Below are 6,950 nucleotides of genomic sequence, written 5' to 3' on the forward strand. Positions count from 1 at the left end.
TTATCTTGACGAATAAGGTTTCGTTTTTTACACTATTGTATATAATAATTAACAATCATATAAATGCATTGAAGGGGAAGAGTATGACATGAAACGTCTTCAGAGAGGAGAATCATTAGCTGGGAGATTCTCTAGATAGTTATGTTAGAAGGTAGCCCTGGAGCATCTTTTCTGAACGGAATAGTTCTCATTAGGAAAAGACGGATTTGTCCGTTATCAAATTAAGAGTATAAGCAAATTCTGAATTTGTTTGTAAATAAAGGTGGTACCGCGATGTCCCTCGTCCTTTTTTGGATGAGGGACATTTTTTATTTTAAGGAGGGAAAATAATGTCAAACACGGAAAAGAATTTACCAACTAAATATGATCATATGTCCGTTGAAGAAGGCCTTTACCAATGGTGGCTTGAAGGCAAATATTTCGAAGCAACAGGAGACGAGAAGAAACAACCGTATACAATTGTAATTCCACCTCCGAACGTAACTGGTAAGTTACACTTAGGTCACGCTTGGGATACAACTCTTCAAGATATTTTAACTCGTACGAAGCGTATGCAAGGTTACGATGTACTGTGGCTTCCAGGAATGGACCATGCTGGTATCGCAACACAAGCGAAAGTAGAAGGGAAACTTCGTGAAGAAGGTATTTCACGTTACGATCTTGGCCGTGAGAAATTCCTTGAAAAAGCTTGGGAATGGAAAGAAGAGTACGCTTCTCACATTCGTCAACAATGGGGGAAAGTTGGTTTAGGACTAGACTATTCTCGTGAACGTTTCACATTAGATGAAGGTTTATCTGATGCGGTTAATAAAGTATTCGTTCAATTATACGAAAAAGGCTTAATTTACCGCGGTGAATATATTATCAACTGGGACCCAGCAACACGCACGGCTCTTTCTGATATTGAAGTAATTCATAAAGAAGTTCAAGGTGCATTCTACCATATGAACTATCCGTTAACAGACGGTTCAGGTCATATTCGTCTTGCAACTACTCGTCCAGAAACAATGCTTGGTGATACAGCAGTAGCAGTTCATCCAGAAGATGATCGTTACAAACACTTAATCGGTAAAACAGTTACACTTCCAATCGTAGGCCGTGAGATTCCGATTATTGCTGATGAGTACGTAGAAAAAGACTTTGGAACAGGTGTTGTAAAAATTACACCAGCTCATGACCCGAATGACTTTGAAGTAGGTAACCGTCATGACTTACCACGCATCTTAGTAATGAACGAAGATGGAACGATGAATGAAAAAGCTGGTAAGTATAACGGTATGGATCGCTTTGAATGCCGTAAAGCATTAGTGAAAGACTTACAAGAAGCTGGCGTATTAGTAGAAATCGAGCCTCATATGCACTCAGTAGGTCATAGTGAGCGTAGCGGTGCAGTTGTTGAGCCTTACTTATCAACACAATGGTTCGTAAAAATGGCTCCACTTGCTGAAAAAGCAGTAGAGCTTCAACAAAAAGAAGAAGAAAAAGTAACGTTCGTACCAGAACGTTTTGAAAACACATACTTACGCTGGATGGAAAACATTCATGACTGGTGTATTTCTCGTCAATTATGGTGGGGTCACCGCATTCCAGCTTGGTATCATAAAGAAACTGGTGAAGTATACGTAGGTACAGAAGCACCAGCAGATATTGAAAACTGGAATCAAGATAACGACGTACTTGATACATGGTTCAGTTCAGCGTTATGGCCGTTCTCAACACTTGGCTGGCCGGATGAAGATTCAGCAGACTTTAAACGTTACTATTCAACAGATGCACTAGTAACTGGTTATGATATTATCTTCTTCTGGGTATCTCGTATGATTTTCCAAGGTTTAGAGTTTACAGGAGAGCGTCCATTTAAAGATGTATTAATTCACGGTTTAGTTCGTGATGAGCAAGGACGTAAAATGAGTAAATCTCTTGGTAACGGTATTGACCCAATGGATGTTATCGAGAAGTACGGTGCAGATGCAATGCGCTATTTCTTATCAACAGGAAGTGCACCAGGTCAAGATTTACGCTTTAGCATGGAGAAAGTAGAATCTACTTGGAACTTCATTAATAAAATTTGGAACGCATCACGTTTCGTATTAATGAACATGGATGACATGAAGTATGAAGAAATCGATTTAACTGGTGAAAAATCAGTTGCAGATAAGTGGATTTTAACTCGATTAAACGAAACAATCGAAAGTGTAACACGTAACATGGATAAATATGAGTTCGGTGAAGCTGGTCGTTCATTATACAACTTCATTTGGGATGATTTCTGTGACTGGTACATTGAGATGGCGAAACTGCCACTATACGGTGAAGATGAGGCAGCTAAGAAAACAACTCGTTCTATTTTAGCTTACGTATTAGACCAAACAATGCGTCTATTACACCCATTCATGCCATTCGTAACAGAGAAAATCTGGCAGCATTTACCGCATGAAGGCGAGTCTATTACAGTAGCAGCTTGGCCAACAGTTCGCGAAGATTTACAAGATAAAGAGGCGGCAGCAGAAATGCACCTTCTAGTTGATATCATTCGCTCTGTTCGTAACATTCGTGCGGAAGTAAATACGCCAATGAGCAAAAAAGTTCAAATGCAAATTAAAGCAAAAGATGAGGCAGTACTAGCTCAGCTTACGAAAAACAGTTCTTACATTGAGCGTTTCTGTAACCCAAGTGAATTAACAATTAAGATTGATTTACAAGCGCCAGAAAAAGCGATGACTGCAATCGTATCAGGTGCAGAGTTATTCTTACCATTAGCTGATCTTATCAATCTTGATGAAGAGAAAGCGCGTCTTGAAAAAGAACTTGAGAAGTTCGATAAAGAAGTAGAACGTGTACAGAAGAAACTTTCAAACCAAGGATTCGTAGCGAAAGCTCCTGCAGAAGTTATTGACGGAGAGCGTGCGAAAGAGCAAGATTACCTAGAAAAACGTGAAGCAGTTCGTCAACGTCTAGCGGATCTTGAGAAATAAAATATTTTTTCAGAGACTCACTATATTGGTGAGTCTCTTTTCTTTGCGTATAATAGAAGTATGAAGGTTGTCTTTTGAAAGGGGAATAACATACGTGACACATACATATGAAGAAGCGATAGGATGGATTCATAGCCGATTGAAATTTGGGATAAAACCAGGACTAGAAAGAATGCAATGGATGTTAGAAGAGCTCGGAAATCCAGAGCGTCATATAAAATGTGTTCATCTTGCTGGTACAAATGGAAAAGGTTCAACTTTAACGTATATGCGCTACATGCTAGAAGGCGCAAAATATAAGGTTGGAACATTTACCTCTCCTTACATTGAAACATTTAATGAGCGTATTAGTGTGAACGGAACGCCAATTGCAGATGAAGAGATTGCGGAACTTGTAAAGATGGTAAAGCCAGTCGTTGAAAAACTAGACGAGACGGATTTAGGAGAAGCAACTGAGTTTGAAATTATTACTGTTATGGCAATTTGTTATTTCGGTAAAGTTAATTTCTGTGATGTTGTTTTATTTGAAACAGGGCTTGGGGGAAGGTTTGATTCTACAAATGTTATTCATCCTGTTCTCACGATTATTACGAATATCGGTCACGATCATATGCATATTTTAGGGGATACACTAGGAGAAATTGCATATGAAAAGGCAGGGATTATTAAGTCAGGTGTTCCAGTAATTACTGGTGTACAAGATGAAGAAGCATTGCAAGTCATTCAAAAGGTTGCGAAGGAAAATCATGCAAACGTATATGAACTTGGCAAACAATTTACATCACTACATAAACATTCTAATGAAGATGGGGAACATTTTGATTTTGCTTGTCCATTCGCCTCATTTAAAGATGTTCGGATTTCAATGAAAGGTATTCATCAAGTAGGCAATGCTACAGTAGCGCTTATGGCAGTAATGTATTTAAAAACATATTTATCATTTTTAATTAATGAAGAGGAAATGAAAGCTGGATTACAAGAAGCATACTGGATTGGTCGATTTGAAAAGTTACAAAATAATCCAGATATTATAATAGACGGTGCTCATAATCCAGAGGGTATTGAAAGTCTTGTGAAAACAGTAGAGGCACATTACAAAGATAAAAATGTAATAGTTTTATTTACTGCTCTTGGTGACAAACAGTTACATAACATGGTAGGGCAATTAGAAGAAGTTGCTGATGAAATAATATTTACGACATTTGCCTTTGATCGTGCCATTTCTGCTGACAAACTTGCATCGTATTCGCAAAAAGAATCAAAATTAATTTTTGAAGATTGGAAAGAGGCAATTGATAAGAAGATTGAAATGATAGGAAAAAATGATGTCTTCATCATAACTGGTTCTCTATATTTCATTTCTGAAGTTCGAAAATATATTTGCGAAAAAAACTAGATAGTATTTGCTATCTAGTTTTTTGTTCTACAAATGAAGTCAAATGCATACATATAAGATAATTATATAGGGTAATTTGGCGAATTCCTCTGACAAATATCTCGTTTTTTTGTGAAATGAATATGATATGATGCGGACAACGATAAGAGGTGAGGTGTGAGTGTATGGACAAGCAATCACGAACGATCTCAGTGAAAGTAAATGGAACAGAAGCGAAGTATGAAGAAAAGAAGAAAGATGAGTTTGAATGGATGGTAGTAGAAAGTGAAAGACCCAAAAACGTTGTTCCGTTTCAAAAAGCGAAATTAATGTCTACGGAAAAAAAACGAAAGAAGTGGAGCAATACGTTAATTGCAATCGTTGCAACTGCGATTATTATTGGTACGGCGTTGGGAATGGGAATGCTTCATGTCACTGGACAAGGTGCGACAGGAGGAAGCGAAGTAACAACTTCGAAGCAGACTTCGAATGAAGAATCAAAGGTGGGTGGAACGGCAGAACAAACACCAGCACCAAAAGAGGGAAACAAAAAAGCACAGGTAGGAACGTCATTAGATCCGATGAATTTATTTTTTGTTCAAGGAGGGATTTATTCTTCTGAAGAAAAGGGACAGGCCGCCCTTGAAGAATGGAAAGGTAATGGAGGCGTTGCAGCTTTGAAACCGAGCGGTGATAAGTATGCATTAGTCGTTGGGATTGCGAGCGATGAACAGGCCGTAAATCAATTAATAACTCAGTATAAAAACGAGGGTGTCTCCGTTTTGAAAAAGAACTGGGATATAACAGATAAAGTGTTACTTAAAGATGATAAAGAAATAGGAGCGTTTTTAACAAAAGTACAGCCATTATATACTCATTTAGCAAAATATGCTTCCAGCGTACAAGTTAGTGGGAAAAGTAATGCAACAGATATAGGAGCGATTGAAAAAGAATGGAAAGCGATTGAAAAGGAAGGGAAAAGTATGAAGCGTGAAGATGCGAAGAAGCTTTATACGTATATATCTGTGGCTATGCAAACGATTAAGGAAGGAAAGAGCGATAAGGAATCTGTAGATAAATTAAATCAAGTTATTATTGATGGGTTACTTTCGTACGAAAAAATGGTTTCACAAAAAGTAAAATAATAAGATAATGAGATGAAGGAGAAAGAAGTACGTACACTTCTTTCTTTTCTTTTGAATTTAGAGCAAAATGCTTTCTTTGTGGGCAGAGTATAATCGTATTAAAAAAATTATTATTTTGTTTAGAGAAAATGATATTTCTCTAATTTGTGGGGAAACTATTCTTTTGATACGATTGATAGGAATTGTTCTGCTTCATATGAGAAAGGAAGGAGAAAACATGAAAAAAATTATTTTAGCTTCAGGATCACCTCGGAGGAAGGAGCTGCTTGAATTGGCTGATGTGCCATTTGAAGTTGTTGTTAGTGAAGTAGATGAGACGATTGGTGCATATTCATCACCTTCTGATATTGTTATGTCGCTTGCTTTACAAAAAGCATCTGCCGTAGCAGAAAATTATAGTGATGATATTGTGTTAGGTGCAGATACAATTGTTACATATGAGTCACGTATTCTTGGAAAGCCGTCTAATGAGGCTGAGGCGAAAGAAATGTTACGATTATTATCAGGGAAAACACATGAAGTATATACTGGTGTTGCGATTATATCAAAAGACAAAACAGTCACTTTTTACGAGCGTACAGAAGTTACATTTTGGGAATTAACAGAAGAGGAAATTGACGCATATGTTGCATCGAAGGAACCACTTGATAAAGCAGGAAGTTATGGGATCCAAGGGAAAGGATCTATTTTTGTTCAGCACATTCAAGGGGATTATTATAGTGTAGTAGGCTTGCCAATTGCACGTCTTGTTCGTGAATTAAAACAGTTTGGTAGCGATGTAACCCATGCGTAAAATTGCATGGGGTTTTCTTTGAGAGAACTAATAAAAAAGAGGTGAAGAAATGAACGGTATTCGTGATGTTGTGAAAGAGGAACAGCCACGGGAGCGTTTATTATTAGAAGGAGCAGGAAGTTTATCGAATCGAGAGCTTCTTGCAGTATTACTCAGAACAGGTTCTAAAGAAGATACAGTTTTAACGTTATCAGATAAAATTTTACACCATTTTGATGGTTTACGAATGTTGAAAGACGCGACATTAGAAGAGCTAATAAGCATTCATGGTGTTGGAATCGTAAAAGCATCGCAACTTATGGCTGCTTTTGAATTAGGGAGAAGAATGGTTCGTTTAGAATATCGAAATAGATATAGCATTCGAAGCCCGGAAGATTGTGCGAGTTATATGATGGAAGAGATGCGTTTTTTACAGCAGGAGCATTTTGTGTGTTTATATTTGAATACGAAAAATCAAGTTATACATAGGCAAACGATTTTTATTGGAAGTTTAAATACGTCGATTGTGCATCCGAGGGAAGTTTTTAAAGAAGCATTCCGTCGTGCAGCAGCCTCTATAATATGTCTTCATAACCATCCCTCAGGAGATCCGGCGCCGAGCCGAGAAGATATTGAAGTAACAAAACGTTTAGTAGAATGCGGCCAGATTATCGGAATTGAAG

5 protein-coding genes and 1 other annotated feature are annotated in these 6,950 nt (G+C 37.6%); all 5 genes read left to right on the top strand.

Annotated features, from left to right (window positions below; all coding sequences use genetic code 11):
- Positions 1-59: 59 nt before the first annotated feature.
- Positions 60-291: a binding site (T-box leader), on the top strand.
- Between the two features lie 38 nt (positions 292-329).
- Complete coding sequence (locus CDB3_RS28290; RefSeq protein WP_128856745.1) at positions 330-2,975, top strand: valine--tRNA ligase; 2,646 nt, start codon at positions 330-332, stop codon at positions 2,973-2,975.
- Positions 2,976-3,069: 94 nt separating this feature from the next.
- Positions 3,070-4,371 carry a bifunctional folylpolyglutamate synthase/dihydrofolate synthase gene (locus CDB3_RS28295; RefSeq protein WP_128856746.1) on the top strand — a complete coding sequence of 434 codons (1,302 nt, stop codon included), beginning with the start codon at positions 3,070-3,072 and terminating at the stop codon, positions 4,369-4,371.
- 164 nt (positions 4,372-4,535) lie between these two features.
- On the top strand, positions 4,536-5,495 hold the full coding sequence (locus CDB3_RS28300; RefSeq protein ID WP_128856747.1) for a stage II sporulation protein B: 960 nt from the start codon (positions 4,536-4,538) through the stop codon (positions 5,493-5,495).
- Between the two features lie 217 nt (positions 5,496-5,712).
- A complete protein-coding gene (locus tag CDB3_RS28305; protein WP_128856748.1) occupies positions 5,713-6,288 on the top strand; it encodes a Maf family protein in 576 nt (191 codons plus the stop codon).
- 49 nt (positions 6,289-6,337) lie between these two features.
- Positions 6,338-6,950, top strand: a 613-nt coding sequence (gene radC, locus CDB3_RS28310; RefSeq protein ID WP_142263497.1) for a RadC family protein, incomplete at its 3' end; no start/stop codon positions are given.

The sequence above is a fragment of the Bacillus sp. CDB3 genome, assembly GCF_002081505.1.
Classification (GTDB): domain Bacteria; phylum Bacillota; class Bacilli; order Bacillales; family Bacillaceae_G; genus Bacillus_A; species Bacillus_A cereus_AT.